Consider the following 26,309-nt stretch of genomic DNA (forward strand, 5'->3'; position numbering starts at 1 on the left):
ATGTGACATGCAGAGCTTTTTTTATGCGATCTTGCGGCGGAACAGCGCGTAGGCGGCGCTGCCGGTGGTGGCGGTGATCACCAGCAGCGGCCACAGGCTGCGCCAGATAATGCTGAAGCTGGCGTCCTTCAGGTAGATCTGCTTGGTGATGTCGGTGAAGTGGCGTATCGGATTCACCCAGGTCAGATCCTGCAGCCACACCGGCATATTCTCCACCGGCGAGACATACCCCGAGAGCAGGATCGCCGGCATCATGAACACGAACACGCCGATAAACGCCTGCTGCTGAGTGGCGCACAGCGACGAGATCAGCAGGCCGAAACCGACCAGCGACAGCCCGTAGATCAACATGGTGGCGTAGAACAGCAGCAGCGATCCGGCGAACGGGATCTGATACAGGAAGATGCCGATCAACAGCACGATGCTGGCCTGGAAGCTGGCGACGATCAGCGCCGGCACCGCCTTGCCGATAAAGATCTGCCAGGTGGTGAGCGGCGAGACCAGCAGCTGTTCCAGCGTGCCCTGTTCACGTTCGCGCGCCACCGACAGCGAGGTGACGATCAGCACGCCGATGGTGGTGATCATGGCGATCAGCGACGGCACCACGAACCATTTGTAGTCCAGATTCGGGTTATACCAGTTGCGCACCACCAGTTCGCTGTTGTTGGGTTTCGCGCGCTTGCCGAGCAGCTCGTTCTGATATTCCTGCACGATCTGCTGCACGTAGTTGGCGGCGATCTGCGCGCTGTTGGAGTTGCGCCCGTCGAGCAGCAGCTGCAGCGGCGCGGTGTTGCCGGTGGCGATATCGCGCGAGAACTGCGCCGGGAAGCGGATCAGCAGCAGCGCCCGCTGGTTGTCGATGGTGGTCTTTATCTCCTGCGGATTGCGCAGCAGCAGGACATGGGAGAAGGCTTTGGCCTTGGCGAAGCGCTGGGTCAGCTCCACCGAGGCCTGGCCGCTGTCCTCGCTGTAGACCGCGATGGTGGCGTTGGTGACTTCCAGCGTCGCGGCGAACGGGAACAGCAGCACCTGCAGGATCACCGGCATGATCAGGATAGCGCGGGTTTGCGGATCGCGCAGCAGCGCCTGCATTTCCTTGATGATGAGCGTCAACAGACGGTGAAACATCACTCTTTCTCCTCAATCCAGCCGGCGCTGGGTTTTCCAGGCCGTCAGGCCGATGAACACCACGGCGGAAGCGATCAGGAACAGCAGATTGATCGCCAGCACGGTGCCGACGTTGCCCGCCAGGAACAGCGTTTGCAGCGTGCTGACGAAGTAACGCGCGGGAATGATGTAGGTCACCGCGCGTACGATGGCCGGCATGCTGTCGATCTGGAAGATGAAGCCGGACAGCATGATCGACGGCAGGAAGGCGGCGTTCAGCGCCACCATCGCCGCATTGAACTGGTTGCGGGTGAGGGTGGAGATCAGCAGGCCCATGCCGAGGGTGCTGGCGAGGAACAGGCTGCTGATCAGCAGCAGGATCGGCAGCGAACCGCGATAGGGCACGCCGAGCACCCAGACCGCCACCGCCATGCACAGCGCCATGGCGATCATGCCGAGGAAGTAATACGGGATCAGCTTGGAGAGCAGCAGCTCGCTGCGCGTCACCTGGGTGGAGAGCAGGGCTTCCATGGTGCCGCGCTCCCATTCGCGGGCGATCACCAGCGAGGTGAGAATGGCGCCGATCACCGTCATGATGATGGTGATGGCGCCGGGAATGATGTAGTGCCGGCTGATGGCCGCCGGGTTGAACCAGTAGCGCATCTGCACGTCAATCAGCGGCTTGTCGTTGCTCCCCCGATCGGCGGCGCGCTGCTGCTGCCAAACTTGCCATACGCCCTGGGCATAGCCCTGCACGAAGTTGGCGGTGTTCGGCTCGCTGCCGTCGGTGATCACCTGGATGGGGGCGCTGTCGTGCGGGCGCGCCATGCGCTGGTCGAAATCCACCGGGATCACCACCAGGCCGCGGATCGTGCCGGCCTGCATCTGCTGGATCAACTGCCGGCGGTTGTCGCTGATGGTCGGTTCGATATAGGGCGAACCGGCGAACGCCTGGGCCAGATCGCGCGCGTCTTCGCTCTGTTGCTCCATCAGAATGCCCAGATGCAGCTTGCTGGAGTCCAGGTTGATGCCGTAGCCGAAGATAAACAGCAGCATCAGCGGGATAACGAAGGCGATCAGGCCGCTGCTGGGATCGCGCAGTATTTGCCGCGTCTCCTTCAGGCACAGCGCGCGCAGTCGGCGCCAGGAGAAGCCGCCGTCGTCGATTGGGGCTCGGTTGTCGCTCACCGTGGTTCCTCCTCGTCGTAGCCCTGCACCAGTTCGATAAACGCCTGTTCCATCGAGGGGTTGGGGTTGTCGTCGCGCGCTACCTGTTGTTTGAGATCGTCCGGCGTGCCGGCGGCGATGATCTTGCCGCGATACACCAGGCCGATGCGGTCGCAGTATTCCGCCTCGTCCATAAAGTGGGTGGTCACCATCACCGTGACGCCCTTGTCGACCATGCCGTTGATGTGCAGCCAGAACTCGCGCCGCGTCAGCGGATCGACACCGGAGGTCGGTTCGTCGAGGAACAGAATATCCGGTTCGTGCATCAGCGCGCAGGCCAGCGCCAGGCGTTGCTTGAAGCCGAGCGGCAGGGCATCCGGCGTCTGATCGAGGATCGGCGCGAAGTTGAAGGCGCGGGACATCTCGTCGATTTTGTCGCGCTGCGCCTTGCCGCTCAGGCCGTAGACGCCGGAGAAGAACTTCAGGTTCTGCGCCACCGTCAGGTTGCCGTACAGCGAGAATTTTTGCGCCATGTAGCCGAGGCGTTGGCGCGCCTTGCCGGAACTGGTCTTCAGATCCATCCCCAGCACCAGCGCCTTGCCGCCGGATGGCACCAGCAGGCCGCACATCATTTTGAAGGTGGTGGACTTGCCGGCGCCGTTCGGGCCGAGCAGGCCGAAGATTTCGCCACGCCGCACCTGAAAATCGACGTGATCGGTGGCGGCGAAATCGCCGAATTTCTTGGTCAGCTGCACCGCTTCAATCACCGTTTCACCGCTTTCTCCGTCAACGGTCGGCATGATCTCCGCCAGCGCCGAGCGATGGTTGGGGCCGCCGCCGAGCAGATCGATAAACGCATCCTCGAAGCGCGGATCCGCTTCGTCCAGTTCGGCGTCCGGCAGATCCAGCGCCTGCAGCAGCTGCCGATGATCTTCGCCTTCTTTCAGGATCAGGCGCAGGTACTTGCCCTGGATCACGCCGTCGGTGACCGCCGGCAGGCAGATCGCCCGCTGCAGCAACGATCGATGGCTGCCGGGCGGCGCGGCGATCAATACCGTGCGTCCGGCCATGCGCTGGGTCAGATCCTGCGGCGCGCCGCTGAACAGCAGCTCGCCCTCGTTGAGCAGCAGCACTTCGCGACACTGCTCGGCCTCGTCGAGATAAGAGGTGCTCCACAGGATCAACATGCCGTCATTGGCCAGCTCGTGCACCATGCGCCACAGCTCGCGGCGCGAGATCGGATCGACGCCGACGCCCGGTTCGTCCAGCAGCAGCACCTGGGGTTCGCCCACCAGCGTGCAGGCCAGTCCCAGTTTTTGCTTCATGCCGCCGGACAGCTTGCCCGCCAGACGCCCGGTGAAGCGGGTCAGATCGGTGAATTTCAGCAGCCGTTCGAAGGTCTGGCGGCGAAGATCGCCGGTGACGCCGCGCAGATCGGCGTACAGCGTCAGGTTCTCCATCACCGTCAGATCCTCATACAGCCCGAATTTCTGCGGCATGTAGCCGAGGATCGCATGCAGTTGGCGATCCTGGCCGATCGGATCCAGCCCGGCGACCCGCAGTTTGCCGCTGCTTGGCTTCAGCAGCCCGGCCAGCATGCGCAGCAGGGTGGTTTTGCCGGCGCCGTCCGGGCCGACCAGCCCGATGACCGCGCCGCTGTGCAGGGTGGTGGTCAGGCTGGCGACCGCCGGTTTCTCAAGCGACGGGAAGCGCTTTTCCAGCCCTGCCAACTCGATGGTGTGCGCCTGTTCCATGGCCGGCCTCAGGGTTTGGCGAAGCGCAGGGTGACCGGCATGCCCTGACGCAGCGCATCGTCGGCGTCGGTGACGATCACCCGCAGGCGATACACCAGATCGGTGCGCAGATCCGGCGTTTCAACGCTTTTCGGCGTGAATTCCGCGGTCGGCGAGACGAAACCGATCTTGCCGTGGTAAGGCTTGTCGGGGCGGCCGTCGGTGTAGATCTCCAGCTCGGTGCCGGGTACCGCCTGGTTCAGGCTGGTTTCGTTGACGTAGGCGCGCACCCACACCGGCCGGGTCAACGACAGGGTGAACACCGTGCCGCCGGCGCCGAGCATGGTGCCCGGCTCTACCGCACGGGTCAGCACCGTGCCGGCGGAAGGGGAGAGCAGCGTGGCGTCTTGCAGGTTTAATTGCGCCTGCGCCAACGCCGCTTCGCTTTGCGCCACCTCGGCCTTGGCCTGTTCAATTTCTTGCGGGCGGTTGCCGCTGCGGTATTGCGACAGTTTGTCTTTCGCCGCTTGCAGGTTGGCCTGCGCCTGGTTGCGGGCGGTGCGCGCATCTTCCAGCGCGTCGGCGGAGGTGGCGTTTTTCGCCCACAGCCCTTGCTGGCGCTTCAGGAAACTGTCGGCGTAGGCGAAAGCGGACTGGCGCTGCGCCATTTCTGACTGCACCTGGGCTATCTCTTCGCTGCGATAGCCGGCCTGCAGCAGCGACAGTTTGGCGCGCGCGCTGCCGACGTTGGCTTCGGCCTGTTGCAGCGCGTTGCGGTAGGGAGCATCGTCCAGTTTGCCGAGCAGCTGGCCCGGCTGAACGGTATCGCCTTCATCCACCGTCAGCGACGCCAGGCGGCCGTCGACGCGAAAGCCGAGGTTGACCGTGCGGATATCGACGTTGCCGTACAGCGTCAGCGGCCGCTCCTGCTGCTGTTGGTAATGCCATACCCCGTAAGCGACGGCCGCGATCAGCAGAATCAACAACACGATCAAGGCACTGCGTTTTTTGTTCATAACACTCCCTGCCTGAATTTACGCGCCGTGACGTTGGCGCAGCCCAATAACTAAAATCTCGATATGCTCGCTCAGCACCGCCGCGATTTGCGCCGCTTCGCCTTCACCAATCTCTTGCCAGCCGGCCTGACGGCGGATGGTCTCCCGCGCTACGCGGAACGACAGCACCTCGCCGATCAGCGCATGGGTATGCAACACGAGGCGGGCGGCGCGTTCGTCGATGCCGGTGGCGGCCGACAGCAGGCGGCACAGCCGTTCGTGCATCGGCGCGATCACCTGGCGGTGGATCAGCGGGTAGGCGTCGGTTGGGGCAAGCTGTTCGCGCGACATGATTTTGCTCAGATTCAACGTGTGCGGCTGGGTCATCAGCTCGCTGAAGGCCAGCAGGCCACGCTGCAGCAAACGCAGCGCCGCGTCGGGCGATCGCTGTGCGGCAGGCTGCTGCCCAAAGCGATCGACCTCTTCGGCCAGCGGGGCGAACGCCTGCTGGATGAAATCGGCGAGCGACTGCGCCACGGCCAGATACAGCCCCTCTTTGGAGCTGAAGTAGTAGGTGATGGCGGCGATATTCTGGCCGGCGCGCTGGGCGATATCGCGGGTGGTGGCGCCCTGCAGGCCATATTCACCGAACAGGTCGGTCGCCGCGGCGAGCAGTTGCCGACGCGTTTGCTCGCCGCGCGCCCGGCCGGCAGCCTGATGAGGGACGGAAGCTGGCATAGGTCACGCTCAAAGTTAATCAATCATATGATTAACTTTATGCCAGATTGTTTAAAACGCAACCGCTAACCACAATGAGTTATGTGACCGACTTCAGATAATGCTGAATTTACGGCAGATTGTGCTCTCTGCACGTAAAAGTGCTTTTTATTGCGCGACTTCTGTTACAATCGCCGCCTGGTGCACTGCAGTTTGTGCCAATCCCTCGTGGTCATGCTTAATGCCCCGTCTGATCATCCTCCCAGGAAACTGCACCGAACACTGTTAGGTTAGGGGGGATCTGGAGTTTTTCTCTTTATGTCATTTGAAACCCTCGGCTTAAGTGCTGAAATTGTGCGCGCTGTTGAAGAACAGGGCTATCGCGAACCGACGCCAATTCAGCGTCAGGCTATCCCTGTCGTGCTGGAAGGTCGTGACCTGATGGCCAGCGCCCAGACCGGCACCGGTAAAACCGCCGGTTTTACCCTGCCGCTGTTGCAGCTGCTGAGCAAGCATGACCATCCGGTCAAAGGCCGTCGCCCGGTGCGCGCGCTGATCCTGACGCCAACCCGTGAGCTGGCGGCGCAGATCGGCGAAAACGTCGATGCCTACAGCAAACACCTGCGCCTGCGTTCGCTGGTGGTGTTTGGCGGCGTGAGCATCAACCCGCAGATGATGAAGCTGCGCGGCGGCGTCGATATCCTGGTGGCGACGCCGGGTCGTCTGCTGGATCTGGAACATCAGAACGCGGTTGACCTGTCCAAAATCGAAATTCTGGTGCTGGACGAAGCGGACCGCATGTTGGACATGGGCTTTATCCACGACATCCGCCGCGTGCTGGCCAAGCTGCCGGCCAAGCGCCAGAACCTGCTGTTCTCCGCCACCTTCTCCGACGACATCAAGGCGCTGGCCAACAAACTGCTGCATAACCCGGCCTCGGTGGAAGTGGCTCGCCGCAATACCGCGTCCGAGCAGATCGAGCAGAGCGTGCACTTCGTCGACAAGAAGCGTAAGCGGGAACTGCTGTCGCAGATGATCGGCGAAGGCGACTGGAAACAGGTGCTGGTCTTTACCCGCACCAAGCACGGTGCCAACCACCTGGCGGAACAGCTGAACAAAGACGGCATCACCGCTGCGGCGATCCACGGCAACAAGAGCCAGGGCGCCCGTACCCGTGCGCTGGCCGATTTTAAAGACGGCCGCATCCGCGTGCTGGTGGCGACCGACATTGCGGCGCGCGGTCTGGATATCGACCAGTTGCCGCACGTGGTGAACTACGAGCTGCCTAACGTGCCGGAAGACTACGTGCACCGCATCGGCCGCACCGGCCGCGCGGAGCGTACCGGCGAAGCCATCTCGCTGGTGTGCGTGGATGAACACAAGCTGCTGCGCGACATCGAGCGTCTGCTGAAGCGTGAAATTCCGCGCATTGCTCTGCCGGGCTACGAGCCGGATCCGACCATCAAGGCTGAGCCGATCATCAACGGCCGCCAGGGTGGCGGACGCGGCGCGCCGCGCGGCAACGGCGGTGGCCAGCGTTCCGGTAACGGCGGCGGTCAGCGCAGCGGTAACGCCAACGGCGGCCAGCGTGAAAACCGTGGCAACGGTAACGGCAACGCTCGCCCGCAGGGTGACGGCCAGCGCCGTTCCGGCGCGCCGGCCTCGCGTCGCCCGCGCAGTCGCAAACCGGCCGAATAAGCCCGATTGCGCAAAAGCAAGCCGCCTGTATGGGCGGCTTTTTTTTGCCTGGCGGAACGGCATTTTCGTACTAGGCTGGACGGTGGCTACCCCTACATTCCAGGAGACGGAGATGAAATTGAAGTGCGCAATTCTCGATGATTACCAGCAGGTGGCGCTCAACATGGCGGACTGGTCGGCGCTGGCCGATCGGGTGGAGGTGTCCGCCATCAGCGCGCACTTTACCGATGAGGCGGAGCTGGCGGTGCATCTGCAGGAATGCGACATTCTGGTCATCATGCGCGAGCGCACGCCGATAACCGCCTCGCTGCTGGCGCGGTTGCCGCAGCTGAAGCTGCTGATCACCTCCGGCATGCGCAATGCCGCTATCGATTTGGCCGCCGCCGCCGAGCGCGGCGTGGTGGTGTGCGGCACCCGCAGCGGGTCGGCGGCGCCGATGGAGTTGACCTGGGCGCTGCTGCTCGGGCTGGCCAAGCATATCGTGCCGGAAAGCGCCGGGCTGCGGAACAACGGCCCGTGGCAGCTGGGCTTGGGCGTCACGCTGCAGGGGAAGACGCTGGGGCTGCTGGGGCTGGGCAAGATCGGCGGCCAAATGGCCAGGGTGGCACAGGCGTTCGGCATGCGGGTGCTGGCTTGGAGCCAGAACCTGACGGCGGAACGGGCAGCGCAGGAGGGCGCCCTGCTGGCGCCGTCCAAACGTGCGCTGTTCGAGCAGAGCGATTTTGTCTCCATTCACCTGGTGCTGAGCGATCGCAGCCGCGGGCTGGTAGGGCGGGACGAATTGACGGCGATGAAACCCACCGCTTACCTGATCAACACCTCGCGCGCGGGGATCGTCGATCGGGCGGCGCTGGTGGACGTGCTGCAACAGCGGAAGATTGCCGGCGCCGGGCTGGACGTGTTCGAGACGGAGCCGCTGCCGGCCGACGATGTGTTTCGTCAACTGCCCAACGTGCTGGCGACGCCGCATGTGGGTTACGTGGCGGACGACAACTACCGCGCCTACTTCACCGAGGCGGTCGAGGACATTGCGGCGTTTCTCGCCGGTCAACCGATCCGTCGGCTGGGCTGACGGCGTTTTTAATGCCCGCAGAGGCTTGTCTGGCGCGGGCATTCACCCGTATCATTGCGGGTCTTTTTTTAGCTGGGATTGGTCATGCGCGTATTATTGGCTCCGATGGAGGGCGTTCTCGACTCTTTGGTGCGTGAGTTACTCACCGAAGTGAACGACTACGATCTGTGCATCACCGAATTTTTGCGTGTGGTCGATCAGCTGCTGCCGGCCAAGTCGTTCTACCGGCTGTGCCCGGAGCTGCGTCACGCCAGCCGCACGCCGTCGGGCACGCTGGTGCGGGTACAGCTGCTGGGGCAGTACCCGCAGTGGCTGGCGGAGAACGCCGCGCGCGCGGTGGAATTGGGCTCTTACGGCGTCGATCTCAACTGCGGCTGCCCGTCCAAGCTGGTGAACGGCAGCGGCGGCGGGGCGACGCTGCTCAAAGATCCGGAATTGATCTACCAGGGGGCCAAAGCGATGCGCGCGGCGGTGCCGGCCCATCTGCCGGTCACGGTGAAGGTGCGCCTGGGCTGGGACTCTTCCAATCGCAGCTTTGAAATCGCCGATGCGGTGCAGCAGGCGGGCGCCAGCGAACTGACGGTGCACGGTCGCACCAAAGAGGACGGCTATAAGGCGGATCGCATCAACTGGGCGGCGATCGGCGAGATCCGTCAGCGGCTGAGCATCCCGGTTGTCGCCAACGGCGAGATCTGGGATTACCAGAGCGCTCAGGATTGCCTGCAGACGACCGGCTGCGACGCCATCATGCTGGGGCGCGGCGCGCTCAACGTGCCGAACCTGAGCCGGGTGGTGAAATATAACGAACCGCGCATGCCCTGGCCGCAGGTGGTTGAGCTGCTGCAAAAATACGTCCATCTGGAAAAGCAGGGCGACACCGGCCTGTATCACGTGGCGCGCATTAAACAGTGGCTGGGTTATTTGCGTAAAGAATATGATGAAGCAACTGAACTGTTCAGCGAAATACGCGCGCTGACGACGTCCGGGGATATTGCGCGCGTCATCTGCCGCAGCTGAAAATAAACCCGCGCGTGGCGGGTTTATTTAAATCGGCATTATCAGGCGGCTTTATCAAGACGGTTTAATTCTATCTCGATATCCTGAATGGTTTTTTCCAGTCCTTCCAGACAGGCGCCCTGTTTATTCAATAGGTCGTTAATGGCTTCGGCGAATGCCTTATTTTTGCATTCCCCCTGATCGAAGGCCAGCCAGTGTGCGGAGAGCGTCTCGATATTCGACTGCGCGTAGTGGCGCATTTCCTTCAGCTGGGAAGCGACATTGCGTAAATTATCCAGCTGCGCCTGTGCATTTGCATTATTGCTCATGAATTTCTCCTTGAGTTGGCCGTTAAATAATTTCGACTGCGGGATCAAGCTTACCCTATTTAAATAAAAATATCACCCTGAGTGGTCTGGGTGGTTATTTTTGAGTGGGTGTGGATATATTTATTGTTCGGCTGAACAAGGACTTGGGTGGAATTGTAAAAATAGATAAATAAGGTGTTTTTGGCGATTGTTTTCGGCCATCCCGTTCGGGATGGCCGTTATTCTACCCCTTAAGCGTGAGGCCGACTATGCCGCGTCCGCCAGCATAAACATGCCGTAGGGGTGAATTTCCAGATAATACTGCTCGCCGACGTTCGGTTGCAGGCGGGTGGCGTTAACCTGCAGCAAAATCTGTTGCCCGTGCCACGCCACCGTCACCTCAAACTGCGGCCCCATGTAGGCGACATGCTGGATCTCGCAGCGCTGGCTTTCATCGCCATGCTCGCTCAGCGTGATCGCTTCCGGCCGCACGCCCACCGTGCCGGCGCCCTGGGCGGCAAAGTGCGCGGGGCGCGGCAGGCGATAGCCGCTGATATCGACATGATCGGCGCTGAAGCTGGCCGGGAACAGGTTGGCGTCCCCCATAAAGCTCGCCATAAAGCGCGAGGCGGGTTGCCGATAGAGATCCTGCGGCGAGCCCATCTGCATGATATGCCCCTTGTTCATCACCAGTACGGTGTCGGAGACTGCAAAAGCCTCGCTCTGATCGTGGGTGACGTACAGCGACGTGATATCAAACTGCTTTTGCAGCTCGCGGATCTTTTCGCGCATGCTGCGGCGCAGGTTGGCGTCGAGGTTGCTCAACGGCTCGTCGAACAGCAGCACTTTCGGCTTGAGGATCAGCGCGCGCGCCAGCGCCACGCGCTGCTGTTGGCCGCCGGAGATCTGATCGACATAGCGATCGTCGAACCCCGCCAAGTCCACCATCGCCAGCGCTTCCTGCACGCGCGCTTTCACTTCGGCGCGCGGAATGCCGAGCATCTTCAGGCCATAGCCGACGTTCTCCCCCAGCGACATGTGCGGGAACAGGGCATAAGACTGGAATACCATGCAGATGTCACGCTGCTGGATGGAACGATGGGTGACGTCTTCACCATCAATGAATATCTGCCCGTCGCTCGGTTTTTCCAGCCCGGCGACCAGGCGCAAAATGGTGGTCTTGCCGCAGCCGGAAGGGCCGAGCAGCGTCACCATTTGCCCCCGTGGGATGGTGAGCGTGATGTTATCGATTACCGTGTTGCTGCCGAACCGTTTGGAGACGTTACGCAGTTCAACGAAATTTTTCTGGCTCATCATGGGCTCCATTACGCCTGGTTTTTGGCTTTTGAACGGGAGATGCGTGCCTCGCCGATCAGCCAGTCAAAGAGGAAAATAATCGCCAGCATCACCACGATCAGAATTGAACCGTAGGCGATCGCCACGCCGTATTCGCCGTCTTCCACGCGGTTGAGGATGTAGGCGGTGGCCACGCGGGTATCGGGGGTGACCAGGAAGACGATGGCGCTGACGGTGGTGATGGCGCGCACGAAGCTGTAGATCAGCGCCGACAGGATCGCCGGGCGCAGCAGCGGCAGCAGGATGTGCGTGATGGTGCGCAGCGAGCCGGCGCGCAGGCTGAGCGAGGCTTCGTCCAGCGATTTGTCTATCTGGCCCAGCCCGGCGATCCCGGCGCGAATGCCCACCGGCACGTTGCGCATCACCATCGAAATAATCACGATGGCGGCCGTCCCGGTGAGGTACACCGGCGCGCCGTTAAAGGCGAGAATGTAAGAGACGCCGGCCACGGTACCCGGCACCGCAAAGCACAGCATGGTGGTGAACTCGATGGTCTTTTTGCCCTTGAACTGTTGGCGCACCACGATCCAGGCGATCAGCAGGCCGAACGCGGCGGTGATCGGCGCGGCGATCCCGGCGTACAGCAGCGTGTCGAGCAGCGAAGGCCACGCGCCGTCGCTCATGCCCTGGCCGAACAGTTTGATGAAGTTATCCAGCGTCAGCGTGTAATCCACTCCCCAGTTGACGGTGAAGCTGCCGTAGAAAATGCTGCCGTAAAGCAGGGCGTTAAAGGCTACCCACACCGCCAGCAGCGCGATCACGCCCCACACCAGCGTGGCCGGCAGCGGCTGCACGTCGCCGCGATACGATTTGCCGGACACGGTGACGTAAGAACGTTTGCCGATCCACATATACTGGATGCAGAACACCAGCAGTGAGAACAGCAGCAGGAAGGCGCCGAGGGTGCTGGCGGCCTGATAATCGAGCTGCGAACCGGTGATGTAAAAATAGATTTGCGTCGCCAGCACGTCGAAGTTGCCGCCGAGCACCAGCGGGTTGCTGAAATCAGCCAGCGATTGCACCACCACGATCAAAAACGCGTTGGCCAGCGCCGGTTTCAGCAGCGGCACGAACACGCCGTTAAAGGTTTGCCAACGGCTGGCGCGCAGGGTGTAGGAGGCCTCTTCCAGCGAAGGATGAATGGTCTTGATCGCGCCGTCGAGGATCATGAACGCCATCGGGGTGAACGCCAGCACCTGCGCCAGCCAGATGCCGGTAAAGCCGTACAGCCAGTTGGTGTTGGTCAAACCGAACCAGGCCACCATCCACTCGGTGACGTAGCCGGAGCGCCCCATCATCAGCGTGACCCCCAGGCCGACGACGAACGGCGGCGTGACGATGGGCAAGATGGAGAAGATGCGGCCGATAATGGCGCTGCGCCTGGCGATGCGGGTAGTGTAAATCGCCAGCACCAGGCCGAAAAAGGTGCAGCCGGCGCCCACCGCGATCGACAGGGCGATGGAGTTGAGGATCACCTGAATGATATGCGCCTGCGACAGCACGTTCATAAAGGCCAGCGGCGCGAACGCGCCCGTCTGGTCGGTGAACATCGGAATGAAAATCGCGATGCTCGGCCAGACGATGAAGACGCCGATCAGCGTCACGATGGTGACCAGCGCGCCGATAACGAAACGGTCGCCGCCCAGCCAGTCGAGGCGGGTCAGCGCCAGCGTCATGATGGCGCCCAGCGCGGTCAACTGCACCAGGGTGGCGTAGCCTAAACCGCGTCCCGCCACCGTGGCGCTGACAACGATAAAGGCCATGCACAGCAGCGCCCAGCCGGCATCGAACGCGTGGCGGCGCCGCTGCTCACGGCCCGCCGCAGCGTAAGGGCGCAGCAGCAGCAGGCTCGGCAGCAGGCACCAAAGCCAGCTGATATTGCGGTGTGACCAGCCGTAGGCCGCGAGGATCTCTTCGCCGGTGGACTCCAGCAGGCCGTAATCCAGGCTCCAGCTCGGCAGCAGGGCGAACGCCAGCCAGCCAAGCAAAACCCAAAGGGATATCGCATCTCGTTTTTTCACGAGATGGAGTGCATGTGTATGTGACATAAGTTTCCCGGATGTTCAGGCCGGGCAAGCCGTGAGGCTTACCCGGCAACAGGCGCAGAATGTGGGCTTATTTACCCATCTTGACTTCGCTGACCCATTTATTGATCAGCGCCTTGCGGACCTCGGTCGAACCGTACTTGTCCATGTCGTAGTTGATCAGCTTCAGGTCGTCGAGCTTCAGCGAGTTCGGCGAGGTATCGGCGGTGGTGTTGGTCAGGATCTGATAGGACTTGCCTTGCTTCCACGCCAGCTCCTGCGCCTCTTTCGACAACACCCAGTCCACGAACAGCTTGGCGTTATCGAGGTTGCGCGCGCCTTTGAGGATGCTGACGCCGCCGATTTCGTAGCCGGTGCCTTCACACGGCGAGATCAGCTCAAGCGGCGCGCCCTGTTCCTTTTCGAGCGAGTAATCATGCAGGAAACCGATGCCGATCGCCGTTTCGCCGCGGGCGGCGTTGCGCGCCGGGGCAATGCCGGACTTGGTGTACTGCGAGACGTTGGCGTTCAGCTGTTTGAGGTAAGCGAACGCCTGATCGTCTCCCCACAGCTGGGCAAAGGTCGCCAGCGCGGTGTAGGCGGTGCCGGAGCTTTGCGGATCGGCGATTTGAATTTCGCCTTTGTATTCCGGCTTGGTCAGGTCTTTCCAGCACTTGGGCACCGGCAGGTTTTTCTCTTTCAGGCGCTGGATATTGACGCCAAAGCCGAGAATGCCGACGTAGACCGCCGAGGAGTAGTTGCCTTTCAGCTTGGCCGGATCGCGGAATTGCGTCATGACCTGGTCGAGATTCGGCGATTTGTACGGCTGCAGCAGCCCCATTTCACCGGCCTGGGATTGCGGATCGAGCGTGCCGCCGTACCAGACGTCCGCCTGCGGGTTCTTCTTCTCGGCGTCCACTTTTGCCAGCGTGCTGCCGGAACCGTTGCGGATGAACGCGGTTTTCACGTCATATTTCTCGCCGAAGGCTTTGGTTTCCGCTTCGCACATTTCATTGGTGGCGCTGCAGTAGACCACCAGGCGGCCCTTGGCGTGCGCGGCGCCGCTCAGGGTCGCCAGCGCGATGCCGGACGCTATCAGGGTAGTGACCCACGTTTTTTTCATTGTTTTATCCTTCTCTCGGTAGAGGTGGTAACGCTCGCCATCAGCAGCGGCATCAGCAATAAACCCATAAGAACGGCGGCGATCGACAGCAAACTGAACATGCCTGACCAGCCGTAGCCTTCGATGACCCGCGACAGCGGCCAGCCCGCCAGCGCCGCCCCCAGATAGGCGAACAGGCCGAGAAAGCCGGTGATGGAGCCCGCGGCGCCTTTGTGCCCGCATTCCACGGCGGCGAGGCCAATCAGCATCTGTGGGCCGAAGACAAAAAAGCCCACCGTAAAGAAACAGCCCGCCAGCAGCGCGTAGTGATGCACCGGCGCCAGCCACAGCGCGGCGACGGAAACCATCAGCCCGAGCGTGAACAGCAGAATCATCGGCGCGCGCTGCCCGCCGAACAGCACATCCGAGCCCCAGCCGGCGAACAGCGCGCCGAGCAGGCCGCCTATCTCGAACAGCATCACCGTCGCATTGGCGCTGAGCAGGTTGACGCCGTGGCTTTCCGTCAGCCACAGGTTGCCCCAGTCGTTCAACGCAATGCGGATCAGGTAGACCAGCACGTAAGAGACGCCGAGCAACCAGATCATCGGGTTCTTCAGCATCGTGGTGCGCAACATTCGCCACAGCCCCATCGGCGGGCTTTGCTGTTCCTGGCGCAGCTCCAGCGGATCGTGGCGCCACTGGCCGACCGACGGCAGGCCTTCTTCCTGCGGCGTGCCTGTCAGCTGCCGCGTGAGCCAGATGCCCAGCACCATGCTGACGGCCCCCGGGATCAACATCGCCGCCTGCCAGCCCCAGCGCTGGGCGGCGAAGGCGCTGATCAGCGGCACAATCGCGCCGCCGAGGTTGATCGACATATTCCAGCAGCCCCACCAGAAGCCGCGCTCGTTGCGCGAATACCAGTGGGTCAGCAGCCGCGCGCAGGGCGGCCAGCCCCAGCCCTGAAAGAAGCCGTTCAGCGCCCAGACCGCCAGCAGCAGCGTCAGCGATTCGCCGAAGGCGAACGCCACGTTCAGCAAACCGGTGGCGAACAGGCCGATCCCCATAAACCCGCGCTGCCCATGGCCGTCGTGCCACAACCCGGCAGCGAATTTCGACAGGCCGTAGCTCAGATAAAACAGCGAGCCGAGCAGGCCGATGTCTCCTTTATCCAGCCCCAAATCCGTTTGCAGCGCCGGCAGCACGTAATTCACGCTTTTGCGCGTCAGGTAAAAGGCGGCGTACCCGATGACCATGTACAGCAGCAGCGGCGGGCGCAGCGCGCGGTAACGATGATCGATTTCAGATGCTGAGCGTGCTTGCATAGCCGCCTCCCTGGTGCTGACTATAAGAAGGTGAAAAGGAAAGGGGATGAGATAAAGTCCGGAGTGGCTAAGACTTTTTCCTAGTTAGTCGGCGGTTTGTTGCAAATTTGTGGGCAGGTTAACAATTACCCGGGTGCCGCGCTGCGTTTCCAGCGTCAGTTCGCCGCCGAGCGCGCTGACCCGTTCGCGCATTCCCTGAATGCCGAAGCCCGGCGCGTTGCCCGCATGGATGCCGACGCCGTTGTCCCGTACCTCGAGGTGCAACATGGCGCCTTGCTGATACAAAACGATGGCGACTTCGCTGGCCTCGGCGTGTTTGCACACGTTGTTGAGCAGCTCTTGCAGCAGCCGGTAGAGGGTGAAGCGCACCGTCTCGCCGGCGGGCGTGTCGGTCAGGCGGTAGTCGAAACGGCAACGGATGCCCCGTTCGCTAAAGGCGAATTCGCTCAGCAGGTGGTGAAGCGCGTCTTTGAACGCCAGCTCGTCCAGCGCGGGCGGGCGAAGTTGGCGCAGCAGCTGGCGCGTGGAGTGATGAATGCGCCGGGCGAGATCGCCTATCTGGTTCGCGGCGGCCTGGGTTTGCGCCGGATCGCGCGCCCGCTTGACCAGCTGCGACTGAATTTGAATGGCGGTGATGTTCTGGCCGATTTCATCGTGCAGCTCGCGCGCCAGGTTCTTTCGCGTGTCTTCTTCGGTGTGGATCAGTTTTTCGGTTAATGCCCGCCGCGCCGCCAACTCTTCTTCCAGGCGTCGGCGATAGTGGTGCAGGTTTTGCGCCAGGTGCTGCTGACGGCTGATGGCGATGCCCAGACCGATGCCGAGCAGCGCCTGGGTCGCCAGAAAGATTTCCAGCTCGACCAGATTGCCGAACCCCACGCCGACCTGCCGCGCGAGGGTGATCATCATGCTGCCGAGCAGGCCGGACAGCACGCCGCCCTGCCAACCGAACTTCCATGCCATCACCACGTTCGGCAGAAACACCACGATCAGCAGCAGGCGCTCGATTTCCGGCGACAGCACCATCTGCGTACCGATGCCGATAACGAAAAACAGGCTGCACCAGATGATTAAGGACGCGCGCAGCGGCGGGTTGGCGGTGTCCAGCCCCAGCAGATGGTAGCGGTGCTGCTGGCGCAGAAATTCAAAGATCAGGTAGACGAACGGGGTCAACAAAACACCGCCGGTAAACGACGCCAGGCCGAGCAGCATCGCCGGGCTCTGCGCGAAAGGCGACAGCAGGGCGGTATTGAGCAGCGAGGCGGCGGTCACTGCGGCCAGCAGCAGCGTCAGCCGTTGCCAGTAGAGCGGAAAACGGCGCCAGAATCGCTGCGCGAGCGCGGCCGGGAGCAGGGTGATGAACGGCGCGGCCAGCAGGCCATAGCCGCTCAGCAGGCGTTCGCCGTGCAGCCAGAACAGCAGCAGCGCCGGCGGCGCTATCAGGGCGGGCCAATAGCGGCGCGCCAGCAAGATCAGCAGCGCGAGATAGACACCGTGAGACAGAAACAGCGCCGCCTGATTGCCGTTGTGGGTCAGATAGAAACCGAGCGTCCACAGCATCAGCCAGCCGCTGCCCCAGGCCAACAGGATAAACAGCGAGATAACCCAGCGCCGTGAGCGGAGTGACATCAATGCCCCGCCAGCAGCTGATGATCGAGGGCGAAATGCACCAGCTCGATGGTGCTGTTGCACTGCAGCTTGCCCAGGACGTTGGCGCGATGTACGTGTACCGTTTTATGGCTGAGATCGAGCTTGAAAGCGATCTCCTTTACGCTGTCGCCTTTGACCAGCAGCTCGAAGATTTCACGCTCGCGCGGGGTCAGCACTTCCAGCGCCGTGGCCGGCTGCTCGCCGCCGCGCAGCGCCCGCAGCGCGTCGGCGCACAGGTAATGGCCGCCCATATCGACGGAGCGCACCGCCTGCACCAGCTCTTCCGGCCCGCAGCGTTTGGTCAGATAACCGCTGGCGCCGGCATCCAGCGCGCTCTGCACGAAGGTGGGGGAGTCATAAATGCTGAGTATGATCGCGCGAAACTGCGGCTTCTGCGCCCGCAGGCGTTTCAACAGGCTCAGGCCGTTTTCATCCGGCATGGCGATGTCCATCACCGTGACGCTGACGTCGTCGCGCAGCAGCGCCGGCCAGGCCGCCGCCGCGCTGCTGTATTGCCCCGCCACGTCGATGTCTGCTTCGAGGCTGAGCAATTGCGCAAACCCGGAGCGCACCACCACATGGTCATCGACCAGTATCACACGGATCATTTTTCGCACTCTGTTGCCGAATTATGATCCTATGATGCCTGCCGCCGCGATGCTGGCAATCAGCCAAGCGCGGTTATGCAATCGATGTAACAGAATCGTAATAAAAGGACGCCGCCCGCGCCGTCAACGATCCACATCGATGGCGAAATGCCGCCACAGCGCGGCTCGCTGTTCCTCTTCCGAATGCAGCGTCGTTTCGTGGCGTTGGTGATCTTCGGTCACGATCAGCTTCATGTCGCTGAGGGTCACCCGGCCCTGTTCGGTCGGCCGTGAACACACCAGGCGCTGGGTGAAGTGCGACTGCGGCGAGGTGCTGTGGAAGTGGCACATCTCGTCGAATTCATGCGGTTCGCGCGGCTGAACGGTAAAGCGATACAGGGTTTTGGCATGCGAGCGCTGGTCGCCGTTGCGGCGTTCCAGCAGGTAATATTCGCCTTCCCGCTCCAGGTGGAAGGTGCCGCTGGCCTGCGGTTGCGGCTCGGCAACGACGATTTTGAGCGGCGTCAGGAAGGAATCGCCGAAACCGACGTCCACCAGCCAGGCCTGGCCCGCCAGATCCACCCGCAGCGCCAGATGGTCGTAAGGAGGGCCGAAATGGCCGTCGCGCGCGCGGATCTCGCCGGAGATAAAGCTCACCCTGAAACCGATCTCCCGCAGCAGCAGGGCGAACAGCGTATTCAGCTCATAACAGAAACCGCCGCGGTTACGCTCGATCACTTTGCTGAACAGCGCTTCGGGCGCCAGCTGAATACCCTGATGATAAATAATGCTCAGGTTCTCGAACGGCACGCTCAGCATGTGGCGATGGTGCAGCTGTTGCAACGTGGGGAGATCGGGGCGGGCGACGCCGGTAAAGCCGATATGCTGCAGGTAGCGTTGGGTGTCCACAGGGTGTCTCGCATGAGAAAAAGTAGGCTTAAAATAGCGGGCTTTGCGGCGTTTGTGAGCGCATTACGTGCTGCGCCACGGCAGCCGGATTACTTTCCCGACGGGCGTCTTAGGTAAAGCGCCGGGTTCAGTGAGCGCAGATGCATTTTCAGTACGGCACCCCGTTGAAAGAGATAGTTGAGTACGGTCAATGACAGCAGTTCGGTCAGCAAGGTGCTGTAAGCGGCGCCCATCATGCCGTATTGCCGAATCAGGCCGTATGACAGGGGAATGTTAATGATAAACACCAACAACATTTTGCGGGAAAGGAAGCCGTAACCGGAAAACAGCACGATGTATTTATAGGCCACGGTCCCCAGGGCGGAGAGCAGGGTGGCGACGGCCAACACCCCCATGGCGGCATAGGCCGCCAGGTATTGCTCGCCGTACAACAGTGCGATGACCGGTTTGCCCAGCCAAACGATCCCGGCGACGATGGCTAAGGCGATGGCCAGCACCAACCCATTCAGTTTGGCCGCGGCGCGCATCGCGTCTTCGCGCCGATAGGCGAATATTTTCGCGAAGAACGAGGTGATGACGGCATCGGTAACGAACATCCAGGCGGTCGCCAGGGTAATGGCGACCGAGTAAATGCCCAGTACCGCGGCGGAAACGAACCACATCAAAAACAGCTGCGCCAGCCGGGTATAGATGGCGATGGAAACATTGGATACCGCCAACGGCAGGCCGCTGGCGAGCAGATAGCGCACATATTTGCGCCGAATACGGCCGGGGGCCGAAAAGCCCGGATGGCGGCGATGATAAAGGTGATGACGGATCAGATAGGGGATGAGGTACACCATCACGATAGGGATGGCCAGAAAGTACAGGTGCAGATCAAAAAACACGATCAGCCAGCGAGCCAACAATGCGCTGGCTAAGCCGGCCACGTTGGCCAGGGTATTGAAACGCGATTCCAGCCGGGCGTCATGGTAAATGGCGAAGACGTCTTTGAGTGAAAAAAACGAGGCCAGGAATGTGGCGGCGCAAAAGTAAAAGGTCGTGAAGTCTTCCCGCAGCCCGGTATAAAGCAAGATGATCGCAGAAAAGGCCAGGAAACAGGCTTGCCTCAGCCGGTTGGTGGAGAACATCAGCGCTGCGCCGGAGCGCGGATTACGGCTAATGCGTTTGAAGAGGATGGTGTCCGACCCCAGCAGCGCCAACGTTTGGGTAATGGCGAAAATCGCCGTGGCAAAGGTAATCTTTCCGAAGCTTTCCGGCCCAATATATTTGGCCATGTAGGCGGTGATGAATATAACGCCGAGGATTGATACCGTCTTTTCCGCTATCATCCAGGAAGCGTTTCTTATTATGCTGAAGTCTATGATCTTTAGTTTCACTGACGCTTCCCTGAATACCTTATGATATAGGATTATTCCGTTTTTTATCCTTTAATAATCACCAAGGCTTTTTTTATATTTTACAATTGAAGTCAATTGCATTTAAACTTTAGCTGGGTCTTTTGTTATGTTGGATTAATGGATGAATCAACGGAATGAGAAAATTCGTAAAATACCTCTATAAGGTTTCGCCTGACTTTATTTATTATCAGCTGTCGCATTATTCTGTTCACGGAAGCTTTGTCAACTTTTTGAATCCTAAAAGTTTTTCCGAAAGGATTTACCACAGAATGCGCTACCCGCGCGAAGAGTTCAGCCTGTTGGCGGACAAGGTGGCGGTGAGGGATTATATATCCAGTCGCGTTTCGGAAAAATACCTAACGCCGGTCATCATGATAACGGAGAACTTCACTGAGCAAGACTATTTGTCGTTGCCTCAATCTTTTGTTATCAAAACAAATAATGCCTCGCAGCAAGTTAAGATTGTCAGAGATAAAGCGCGGGTGAGTTATGATGAGATTGCAAGCACTCTCAAGAAATGGTCAAAAATAACGTATTGGAAGCGCTTTCGTGAGAAGCACTATGCGAAGATCCCACTGCAAATTGTGGTTGAAAACCTGTTGGACATCGAACGCGACGGTGAATTGATCGACTATAAAGTGCATGTTTTTAACGGCAGCCAGCCTTATCTGTTCGTGGAGTTGCTGCGGGGCGGCCCGGAGCCGACGTCGCTGGAGTTTTTGGACCGCCATGCGCATCACTGCTTTTTTACCCAGAAAGATATTCCCCAGATCAACACGTTGCACGCGAAGCCTGACTTTTGGGATGAGATGATTGAGGTCGCCCAAGCCGTTGCCGCCGATCTGGACTACTGCCGGGTCGATTTCTACCTGACGCAAGACAGGCTCTATATCGGCGAGCTGACGCTCACCCCCGGTGCAGGCAATGAAGTGTACCAACCGCGCGCCACCAACCTGCTGCTGGGCGAGCTGATGGCCAAAACCTGAACGCTATGCCGAGCGTTGAGCCAGCTCCCGCAGCCAGCCCAAAAACGCCGCGGCGCCGGGTTTTTCCAGCGTGCGCGGCGGGTAAACCACGTAGTAGGGCTTGCTAAGCGGCAGCGCCGGTTCGGCCAGGGTGACCAGCCGGCCCTCCGCCAGTTCACGGGCGATCAGCCGCCGCTGGCCGAGCAGCACCCCGCGTCCTTGCACGGCGGCGTCGATGGCCAGCGAAGTCAGGTTATAGGTCAGCCCGCGGCGCGGCGGCGGCGAACGGTCGGCGGCGGTGAACCATTCGTGCCAGCCCGGCAGAAACTGGCTCTCCTTGCCCCAATCGACGTGGAGCAGCGGCAGTTGCGTCCAGTCGCCGCGATCGCGCAGCGCCGGGCTGCATACCGGCTGCACCCGATCCTGAAACAGCTGCACCTTTTCCAGCAGCGGGTAATCCTGATCGCCGAAGCACAGCGCGAAATCCGCCGCCGAATGGGCGAAATCGACCGCCGCATGGGTCGCGTGCAGCCGCAGATCGCCGTCGGGGCACTGCGCCAGCCAGTCGCCCAGCGCCGGATTCAGCCATTTAGACGCCAGCGCCGGCAGGGCGAACACCGTCAGCGCCTGTTTGCCGCGCTGGCGTTCCACGTGTTGCTGCGCCACGCGCAGCGTTTCAAACGCCTCCTGCACGTAGGCCAGGTAGTCCGCGCCCTGTTCGGTCAGCGTGACGCCGCTTTTAGCGCGAATGAACAGCGTGATGCCCAGATGTTGTTCGAGCTGGCGGATCTGTTGGCTGACGGCGGCGGCGGTCAGCGCCAGCGCATCCGCCGCACGGGCCAGGCTGCCGGTGCGAGCGGCGGTTTCGAAAGCCAGAATGGCGCTCAGCTTGGGCAAGCGCGCACGGGACGGTGAGTGCATGAGCAGGGCTTATCGCTAAGAATTCGTTAGCTTATCCATAACGTATTTTTGTTATGGCGGCAATGCGGCATTCGCTACAGTGGGAGGCATCCGGCTTTCGCACACGAGGGGAACGTCATGCCGCAACTTGCCGATATTATCGATCTGTCCGCCCACCCCATCGACGACGCCGCGTTCCGCGTCCGCTGCCGGCAAACGCTGGCGCGCGCCGGCGCGCTGGTGCTGCCGGGATTTCTGCGCGAAGCCGCGCTGGCGACGGTGCGGCTGGAAGGCGCCGAACAGCACCATGCGGCGTTTTACGCCACCAGCAAACACAACGTGTATCTACGGCCGCAGGACGACGCGCTGCCGGCCGAGCATGCACGCAACCGGCTGGTGGTGTCGTCCAAGGGCTGCATTACCGACGAAGATATTCCGCCGCAGTCGCCGCTGCGCACGTTGTACGACGCTCCGGCGTTTCGCGCGTTCCTGTGCGCGGTGCTTGACGAGGCGCAGCTCTATCCCTACGCCGATCGTCTGTCGTCGATCAACCTGCATTATGCCCACACCGGCCAGGAGCTGGGCTGGCATTTTGACAACTCCTCGTTCGCCATCACGCTCCTGATCCAGAAACCGCAGGCGGGTGGGCGCTTCGAATACGTGGAGAACCTGCGCGATGCCGATCGCGGCGAGATGAACTATGCCGGGGTCACGCAGGTGCTGGACGGCGAGCGGGCGGTCAAACAGCTGGCGATGGAGGAGGGGGATTTGGTGCTGTTTCGCGGGCGCAACGCCATGCACCGGGTGACGCCGACCGAAGGCGACACCACGCGCATGCTGGTGGTGCTGGCCTACAATGCGCAGCCGGACGTGATGCTGTCGGAAAGTGCCAGAATGACGTTCTACGGGCGGTTATAGCGGATAAAAAAACCGCCCCGGAGGGCGGTTTGTCGATTCAGTGCGGGTTCTGCTCTTCGTGAGCCTGCTGTTCCAGCTTCACTTCCTGCGCGCGTTTGCGCAGGCCGAACCAGCCCAGCGTCAGCAGCACCGCCAACACCGGAATGGTGGCGATGGTCCAGGTGCCGTTCGGGTAGTCGAAGGCCATCATTACCACCACGATCAGCAGGAACGCCAGCGTCAGCCACGAAGTGAACGGCGCGCCCGGCATTCTGAACGACACCGGCTGAGCGCGGCCTTCGCGCACGGCTTTGCGCAGGCGCATCTGGCAAACGATGATAAACGCCCAGGAGGCGATGATGCCCAGCGAGGCGATGTTCAGCACGATCTCGAACACCTGCGACGGCACCAGGTAGTTGAGCACCACGCCGATCACGTAGATGCCGCAGGTGACCAGGATGCCGGCGTAAGGCACCTGCTGGCTGCTCATTTTGGCCATCAGCTTCGGCGCGGAGCCGCCCATCGCCAGCGAACGCAGGATGCGGCCGGTGGAGTAGAGGCCGGAGTTGAGGCTGGACAGCGCGGCGGTCAACACCACGATGTTCATGATGGTGCCGATGTAAGGCACGCCCAGCTTGCTGAAGAAGGTGACGAACGGGCTTTGGCCGGCCTGATAGGCGTTCCACGGCAGCAGCAGCACCAGCAGCACCACGGAGCCGACGTAGAACAGACCGATACGCCAGATCACGCTATTGATCGCTTTAGGCATCATTTTGGCCGGATCTTTACACTCGCCGGCGGCGGTGCCGATAAGCTCGATGCCGGCGAAGGCGAAGATCACCCCTTGCACCAGCACCAGCGCAGGCAGTAGGCCGTGCGGGAACATGCCGCCGTTTTCGGTGATCAGGTGCATGCCGGTGGTGTGGCCGGCCACCGGCGTGCCGGTACCGAGGAAGACGACGCCGACAATCAGGAACAGCGCGATGGCGGCGACCTTGATCAGCGCGAACCAGAACTCCATCTCGGCGAACCACTTCACGCCGATCATGTTCATGGTGGCGACGATGCCGAGCGCGCCGAGGGCGAACAGCCACTGCGGCACGTCGGCGAAGGTGCCCCAATAGTGCATGTACAGCGCCACGGCGGTGATGTCGACGATGCCGGTCATCGCCCAGTTGAGGAAATACATCCAACCGGCGACGTAAGAGGCTTTTTCACCGAGGAACTCGCGAGCGTAAGAAACGAAGCTGCCGCTGGAAGGGCGATGCAGCACCAGTTCGCCCAGCGCGCGCAGGATGAAGAAAGAGAAGATCCCGCACACCAGATAGACCAGCGCCAGCGCCGGCCCGGCCAGTTCGAGACGGCCGCCGGTACCGAGGAACAAGCCGGTGCCGATGGAGCCGCCGATGGCGATCATTTGGATTTGCCGGTTGCCCATGCTTTTGTGATAACCGGATTCATGAGAGTCTAGCCAGCGTCTTCTGGCGGCGTGTTTTTCATCCGCAGACTGTTTTTGTGAGTGCATTATCCGTCCTGTTTACCTGTCTATGTTAACCCTGCTCTTACCGAGAGCAAACGATTGCTATGACCAATCGTCATGAGAATGAGGTCGTGGCATCATTCCGCTGTTTATTGTGTATACAGCCATCATTAAAATAACGGCGAAGCATGCTACCTTTTCTCCGTAATGGTGGCAAAAAATACTGCGCATAAAACGTGAACAAGTGTGTTTATTTTTTAATCCAAATATAAAAGGATATATTATTCAAAAAGATGTGATGTTTTATCAAGACGGAAATATCGAGGAATAAAAAGTGATTAAAATCACAAAATAATAATTACCGTGCAAATTACAGGGTGTTGTTCTTATATTTCGCGGTGAGAAATAAGGGGAAAGGAAATGGCGACCCGCGCAGAAAATGGCATCAGCAGCGGGTCGGTGGGCGCGTAACGAGTCTTAGGCCGATTCGCCGGCCGGCAGGGCCGATGCGGGCAGGCCGAACAGCTTGTCGAATGCCCAATTGAACACGAAGGTATAACAAGGAATGATGACGATCAACGCCATATCCAGCAGCAGCGCCTGCCACAACGTGATGCCCATCCACCAGGCGATCAGCGGGATCAGATACACTACCAGCGTCAACTGAAAGCCGACGGCGTGCAAAATGCGGCGTTTGAGCGTGCGGGCGCGCGACGCCTGGCGGCTTTCCCACCACTCGAATACATAGTTGTAAATAAAGTTCCAGCTTACCGCGATGGTGGTGATCACCACCGCCAGCGGCCCGGTGCTGCTTGGCGCGTGGCCCGACAGCAGCGCCAGCCCCAGCGCCGAGATCGCCATGCCGATGATTTCATAAGCGGTGACATACACCAGTTTGCGTTTGACGCCTTGCATCGTTTTCTCCCGATCTGTTTTTAGTTGCCTCTGTGGCGACGGCGGCTAAGATAACGTCAATCACATTGATAGAAAAAGTCAGGAGTTGTCAGTTTTTCTGACAGGTTGAACAATGAATTTTTCCAGCGATAACATCGAACTGTTTTTGGCGGTGCTCGATCGCGGCTCGTTTTCCGCCGCCGCCCGCGCGCTGCGGCGCGTGCCCTCCGCCGTCAGCATGGCCATCGCCAACATGGAGGCGGAGCTCGGATTCGCCTTGTTCGACCGTTCTCACCGTGAACCGACGCCGACCGCACTGGCGTTGGCCCTGGCGCCGCACGCCCGCCTGATCGCCGGGCAGCTCAAGCAGCTGCAGGTGCACGCCATCGAACTGTCCCAGGGGCTGGAGAGCCGGCTTTCGATCGGCGTGGCGTCGGATATCAACGGCGCCGGCCTGCTGGCGGCGGTGAAAACGCTGTCGCAACGTTATCCGCTGCTGAACATCGAAGTGCTCAGCGCGCCGCAGGACGACGTGTTGCACATGCTGCACGAGGGGCGCATCGGCGTTTGTCTTGCGTTCGGCGGGCTGAACGTCAACAGCGCGGAACAGTTCCACTTCGTGGGCGCGGAATCGCTGGTGGCGATGCTGTCGCCGCAGCACCCGGCGCTGGACGGCGCGGCGGGCGAGCTGTTTCTCGAGGATCTGGTCAACGTGCGGCAGATCATGGTGGCCAGCCGCGATCTGCCGATCGGCGATCTGCGTCCCCAGGTGGCGGAGGCTTACTGGCGCACCGACAGCCTGCCGATGGCGCTGAACATGGTGGAAGCGGGTCTGGGGTGGGGCAATTTTCCGCTGTCGTTGGCCGAGCCGCTGCTGGCGCAGGGGCGGTTGGTGCGGCTGAAGTTCAAAAACACCAAGAACGAGCTGCGCTTGCCGATGCATTTGATCTGGCTTAAGAATCGCCCGTTGGACAAAGCGGCGCGCGAACTGGTCGCGCTGATGCGCGAGGCGCCGCAGGAAAGCTGACGCCCG

At 61.0% G+C, this 26,309-nt stretch carries 23 protein-coding genes; 6 read left to right on the top strand and 17 right to left on the bottom strand.

Annotation, left to right across the window (positions count from 1 at the left end):
- Positions 1–21: 21 nt before the first annotated feature.
- Genes ACORQT_RS06320 through cecR form a run of 5 tightly spaced genes read right to left on the bottom strand, consistent with a single transcriptional unit; the run spans position 22 to position 5,740 of the window.
- Positions 22–1,128 carry an ABC transporter permease gene (locus ACORQT_RS06320; protein WP_047025671.1) on the bottom strand — a complete coding sequence of 369 codons (1,107 nt, stop codon included), beginning with the start codon at positions 1,126–1,128 and terminating at the stop codon, positions 22–24.
- A 12-nt stretch (positions 1,129–1,140) separates the two neighbouring features.
- Entirely contained in the window at positions 1,141–2,295 is a 1,155-nt protein-coding gene (locus ACORQT_RS06325) for an ABC transporter permease (protein ID WP_108680297.1), read from the bottom strand.
- Positions 2,292–4,028 (bottom strand): ATP-binding cassette domain-containing protein, encoded by a 1,737-nt coding sequence (locus tag ACORQT_RS06330; RefSeq protein WP_164057430.1) that lies wholly within the window; start codon positions 4,026–4,028, stop codon positions 2,292–2,294. Before ACORQT_RS06330 ends, ACORQT_RS06325 begins: the two co-directional genes overlap by 4 nt.
- Positions 4,029–4,036: 8 nt before the next feature.
- Positions 4,037–5,023, bottom strand: coding sequence for a secretion protein HlyD (hlyD, locus tag ACORQT_RS06335; RefSeq protein WP_164057429.1), 987 nt, complete (start codon positions 5,021–5,023; stop codon positions 4,037–4,039).
- An 18-nt stretch (positions 5,024–5,041) separates the two neighbouring features.
- Complete coding sequence (gene cecR / locus ACORQT_RS06340; protein ID WP_033642245.1) at positions 5,042–5,740, bottom strand: transcriptional regulator CecR; 699 nt, start codon at positions 5,738–5,740, stop codon at positions 5,042–5,044.
- A gap of 297 nt (positions 5,741–6,037) precedes the next feature.
- On the opposite strand from cecR, the gene rhlE reads away from it, so the two are divergent.
- From rhlE to dusC, 3 genes are all read left to right on the top strand, one after another.
- Entirely contained in the window at positions 6,038–7,417 is a 1,380-nt protein-coding gene (gene rhlE, locus ACORQT_RS06345; RefSeq protein WP_046686602.1) for an ATP-dependent RNA helicase RhlE, read from the top strand.
- A gap of 112 nt (positions 7,418–7,529) precedes the next feature.
- Positions 7,530–8,489 (top strand): D-2-hydroxyacid dehydrogenase family protein, encoded by a 960-nt coding sequence (locus ACORQT_RS06350; RefSeq protein WP_108680300.1) that lies wholly within the window; start codon positions 7,530–7,532, stop codon positions 8,487–8,489.
- Between the two features lie 84 nt (positions 8,490–8,573).
- Positions 8,574–9,506, top strand: coding sequence for a tRNA dihydrouridine(16) synthase DusC (dusC, locus tag ACORQT_RS06355; RefSeq protein WP_033652368.1), 933 nt, complete (start codon positions 8,574–8,576; stop codon positions 9,504–9,506).
- Positions 9,507–9,547: 41 nt separating this feature from the next.
- Here dusC and ACORQT_RS06360 read toward each other — a convergent pair whose 3' ends face one another.
- From ACORQT_RS06360 to ACORQT_RS06400, 9 genes are all read right to left on the bottom strand, one after another.
- A complete protein-coding gene (locus ACORQT_RS06360; protein ID WP_033642249.1) occupies positions 9,548–9,814 on the bottom strand; it encodes a hypothetical protein in 267 nt (88 codons plus the stop codon).
- Between the two features lie 246 nt (positions 9,815–10,060).
- A complete protein-coding gene (gene fbpC / locus ACORQT_RS06365) occupies positions 10,061–11,107 on the bottom strand; it encodes a ferric ABC transporter ATP-binding protein (protein ID WP_147837725.1) in 1,047 nt (348 codons plus the stop codon).
- A gap of 11 nt (positions 11,108–11,118) precedes the next feature.
- Positions 11,119–13,197, bottom strand: a complete 2,079-nt coding sequence (locus tag ACORQT_RS06370) for an ABC transporter permease (RefSeq protein ID WP_164057427.1) — start codon at positions 13,195–13,197, stop codon at positions 11,119–11,121.
- Positions 13,198–13,264: 67 nt separating this feature from the next.
- Positions 13,265–14,296 carry an ABC transporter substrate-binding protein gene (locus ACORQT_RS06375; protein ID WP_164057426.1) on the bottom strand — a complete coding sequence of 344 codons (1,032 nt, stop codon included), beginning with the start codon at positions 14,294–14,296 and terminating at the stop codon, positions 13,265–13,267.
- Positions 14,293–15,597, bottom strand: coding sequence for an MFS transporter family glucose-6-phosphate receptor UhpC (uhpC, locus tag ACORQT_RS06380; RefSeq protein ID WP_444859340.1), 1,305 nt, complete (start codon positions 15,595–15,597; stop codon positions 14,293–14,295). The genes ACORQT_RS06375 and uhpC overlap by 4 nt, the downstream gene beginning before the upstream one ends.
- Before the next feature lie 84 nt (positions 15,598–15,681).
- Positions 15,682–17,223: an MASE1 domain-containing sensor histidine kinase gene (locus ACORQT_RS06385; protein WP_197801187.1), complete on the bottom strand. Its 1,542-nt coding sequence runs from the start codon at positions 17,221–17,223 to the stop codon at positions 15,682–15,684.
- Positions 17,223–17,852, bottom strand: a complete 630-nt coding sequence (locus tag ACORQT_RS06390; protein WP_164057424.1) for a response regulator transcription factor — start codon at positions 17,850–17,852, stop codon at positions 17,223–17,225. Before ACORQT_RS06390 ends, ACORQT_RS06385 begins: the two co-directional genes overlap by 1 nt.
- Before the next feature lie 123 nt (positions 17,853–17,975).
- The gene (locus tag ACORQT_RS06395) at positions 17,976–18,740 is read right to left on the bottom strand and encodes an arylamine N-acetyltransferase family protein (RefSeq protein WP_444859341.1); all 765 of its coding nucleotides are present in this window, start codon (positions 18,738–18,740) and stop codon (positions 17,976–17,978) included.
- Between the two features lie 89 nt (positions 18,741–18,829).
- Complete coding sequence (locus ACORQT_RS06400) at positions 18,830–20,071, bottom strand: oligosaccharide flippase family protein (RefSeq protein ID WP_206191897.1); 1,242 nt, start codon at positions 20,069–20,071, stop codon at positions 18,830–18,832.
- 203 nt (positions 20,072–20,274) lie between these two features.
- Here ACORQT_RS06400 and ACORQT_RS06405 point away from each other — a divergent pair, with 203 nt between their 5' ends.
- Positions 20,275–21,126 carry an ATP-grasp fold amidoligase family protein gene (locus ACORQT_RS06405; protein WP_033652375.1) on the top strand — a complete coding sequence of 284 codons (852 nt, stop codon included), beginning with the start codon at positions 20,275–20,277 and terminating at the stop codon, positions 21,124–21,126.
- A 3-nt stretch (positions 21,127–21,129) separates the two neighbouring features.
- Here ACORQT_RS06405 and ACORQT_RS06410 read toward each other — a convergent pair whose 3' ends face one another.
- The gene (locus ACORQT_RS06410) at positions 21,130–22,026 is read right to left on the bottom strand and encodes a LysR substrate-binding domain-containing protein (RefSeq protein ID WP_033652376.1); all 897 of its coding nucleotides are present in this window, start codon (positions 22,024–22,026) and stop codon (positions 21,130–21,132) included.
- A 117-nt stretch (positions 22,027–22,143) separates the two neighbouring features.
- Between ACORQT_RS06410 and ACORQT_RS06415 the strand changes: the two genes are divergently transcribed.
- Entirely contained in the window at positions 22,144–22,923 is a 780-nt protein-coding gene (locus ACORQT_RS06415) for a HalD/BesD family halogenase (protein ID WP_033652377.1), read from the top strand.
- A gap of 37 nt (positions 22,924–22,960) precedes the next feature.
- On the opposite strand, the gene ansP is transcribed toward ACORQT_RS06415, so the two are convergent.
- Positions 22,961–24,427 (bottom strand): L-asparagine permease, encoded by a 1,467-nt coding sequence (gene ansP, locus ACORQT_RS06420; protein WP_033642262.1) that lies wholly within the window; start codon positions 24,425–24,427, stop codon positions 22,961–22,963.
- 432 nt (positions 24,428–24,859) lie between these two features.
- Entirely contained in the window at positions 24,860–25,297 is a 438-nt protein-coding gene (locus tag ACORQT_RS06425) for a PACE efflux transporter (RefSeq protein ID WP_047025658.1), read from the bottom strand.
- A 112-nt stretch (positions 25,298–25,409) separates the two neighbouring features.
- Between ACORQT_RS06425 and ACORQT_RS06430 the strand changes: the two genes are divergently transcribed.
- Positions 25,410–26,303, top strand: coding sequence for a LysR family transcriptional regulator (locus tag ACORQT_RS06430; protein ID WP_033642264.1), 894 nt, complete (start codon positions 25,410–25,412; stop codon positions 26,301–26,303).
- Positions 26,304–26,309 lie beyond the last annotated feature (6 nt).

This window comes from Serratia sp. (in: enterobacteria) (assembly GCF_052400455.1).
Classification (GTDB): Bacteria; Pseudomonadota; Gammaproteobacteria; order Enterobacterales; family Enterobacteriaceae; genus Serratia; species Serratia ureilytica.

Coding starts and splice junctions, on each gene's coding strand:
- ACORQT_RS06320 (WP_047025671.1), bottom strand. CDS start 1,128: ATGTTTCACCGTCTGTTGACGCTCATCATCAAGGAAATGCAGGCGCTG.
- ACORQT_RS06330 (WP_164057430.1), bottom strand. CDS start 4,028: ATGGAACAGGCGCACACCATCGAGTTGGCAGGGCTGGAAAAGCGCTTC.
- hlyD (WP_164057429.1), bottom strand. CDS start 5,023: ATGAACAAAAAACGCAGTGCCTTGATCGTGTTGTTGATTCTGCTGATC.
- cecR (WP_033642245.1), bottom strand. CDS start 5,740: ATGCCAGCTTCCGTCCCTCATCAGGCTGCCGGCCGGGCGCGCGGCGAG.
- rhlE (WP_046686602.1), top strand. CDS start 6,038: ATGTCATTTGAAACCCTCGGCTTAAGTGCTGAAATTGTGCGCGCTGTT.
- ACORQT_RS06350 (WP_108680300.1), top strand. CDS start 7,530: ATGAAATTGAAGTGCGCAATTCTCGATGATTACCAGCAGGTGGCGCTC.
- dusC (WP_033652368.1), top strand. CDS start 8,574: ATGCGCGTATTATTGGCTCCGATGGAGGGCGTTCTCGACTCTTTGGTG.
- ACORQT_RS06360 (WP_033642249.1), bottom strand. CDS start 9,814: ATGAGCAATAATGCAAATGCACAGGCGCAGCTGGATAATTTACGCAAT.
- fbpC (WP_147837725.1), bottom strand. CDS start 11,107: ATGAGCCAGAAAAATTTCGTTGAACTGCGTAACGTCTCCAAACGGTTC.
- ACORQT_RS06370 (WP_164057427.1), bottom strand. CDS start 13,197: ATGTCACATACACATGCACTCCATCTCGTGAAAAAACGAGATGCGATA.
- ACORQT_RS06375 (WP_164057426.1), bottom strand. CDS start 14,296: ATGAAAAAAACGTGGGTCACTACCCTGATAGCGTCCGGCATCGCGCTG.
- uhpC (WP_444859340.1), bottom strand. CDS start 15,597: ATGCAAGCACGCTCAGCATCTGAAATCGATCATCGTTACCGCGCGCTG.
- ACORQT_RS06385 (WP_197801187.1), bottom strand. CDS start 17,223: ATGTCACTCCGCTCACGGCGCTGGGTTATCTCGCTGTTTATCCTGTTG.
- ACORQT_RS06390 (WP_164057424.1), bottom strand. CDS start 17,852: ATGATCCGTGTGATACTGGTCGATGACCATGTGGTGGTGCGCTCCGGG.
- ACORQT_RS06400 (WP_206191897.1), bottom strand. CDS start 20,071: ATGATAGCGGAAAAGACGGTATCAATCCTCGGCGTTATATTCATCACC.
- ACORQT_RS06405 (WP_033652375.1), top strand. CDS start 20,275: ATGAGAAAATTCGTAAAATACCTCTATAAGGTTTCGCCTGACTTTATT.
- ACORQT_RS06410 (WP_033652376.1), bottom strand. CDS start 22,026: ATGCACTCACCGTCCCGTGCGCGCTTGCCCAAGCTGAGCGCCATTCTG.
- ACORQT_RS06415 (WP_033652377.1), top strand. CDS start 22,144: ATGCCGCAACTTGCCGATATTATCGATCTGTCCGCCCACCCCATCGAC.
- ansP (WP_033642262.1), bottom strand. CDS start 24,427: ATGCACTCACAAAAACAGTCTGCGGATGAAAAACACGCCGCCAGAAGA.
- ACORQT_RS06425 (WP_047025658.1), bottom strand. CDS start 25,297: ATGCAAGGCGTCAAACGCAAACTGGTGTATGTCACCGCTTATGAAATC.
- ACORQT_RS06430 (WP_033642264.1), top strand. CDS start 25,410: ATGAATTTTTCCAGCGATAACATCGAACTGTTTTTGGCGGTGCTCGAT.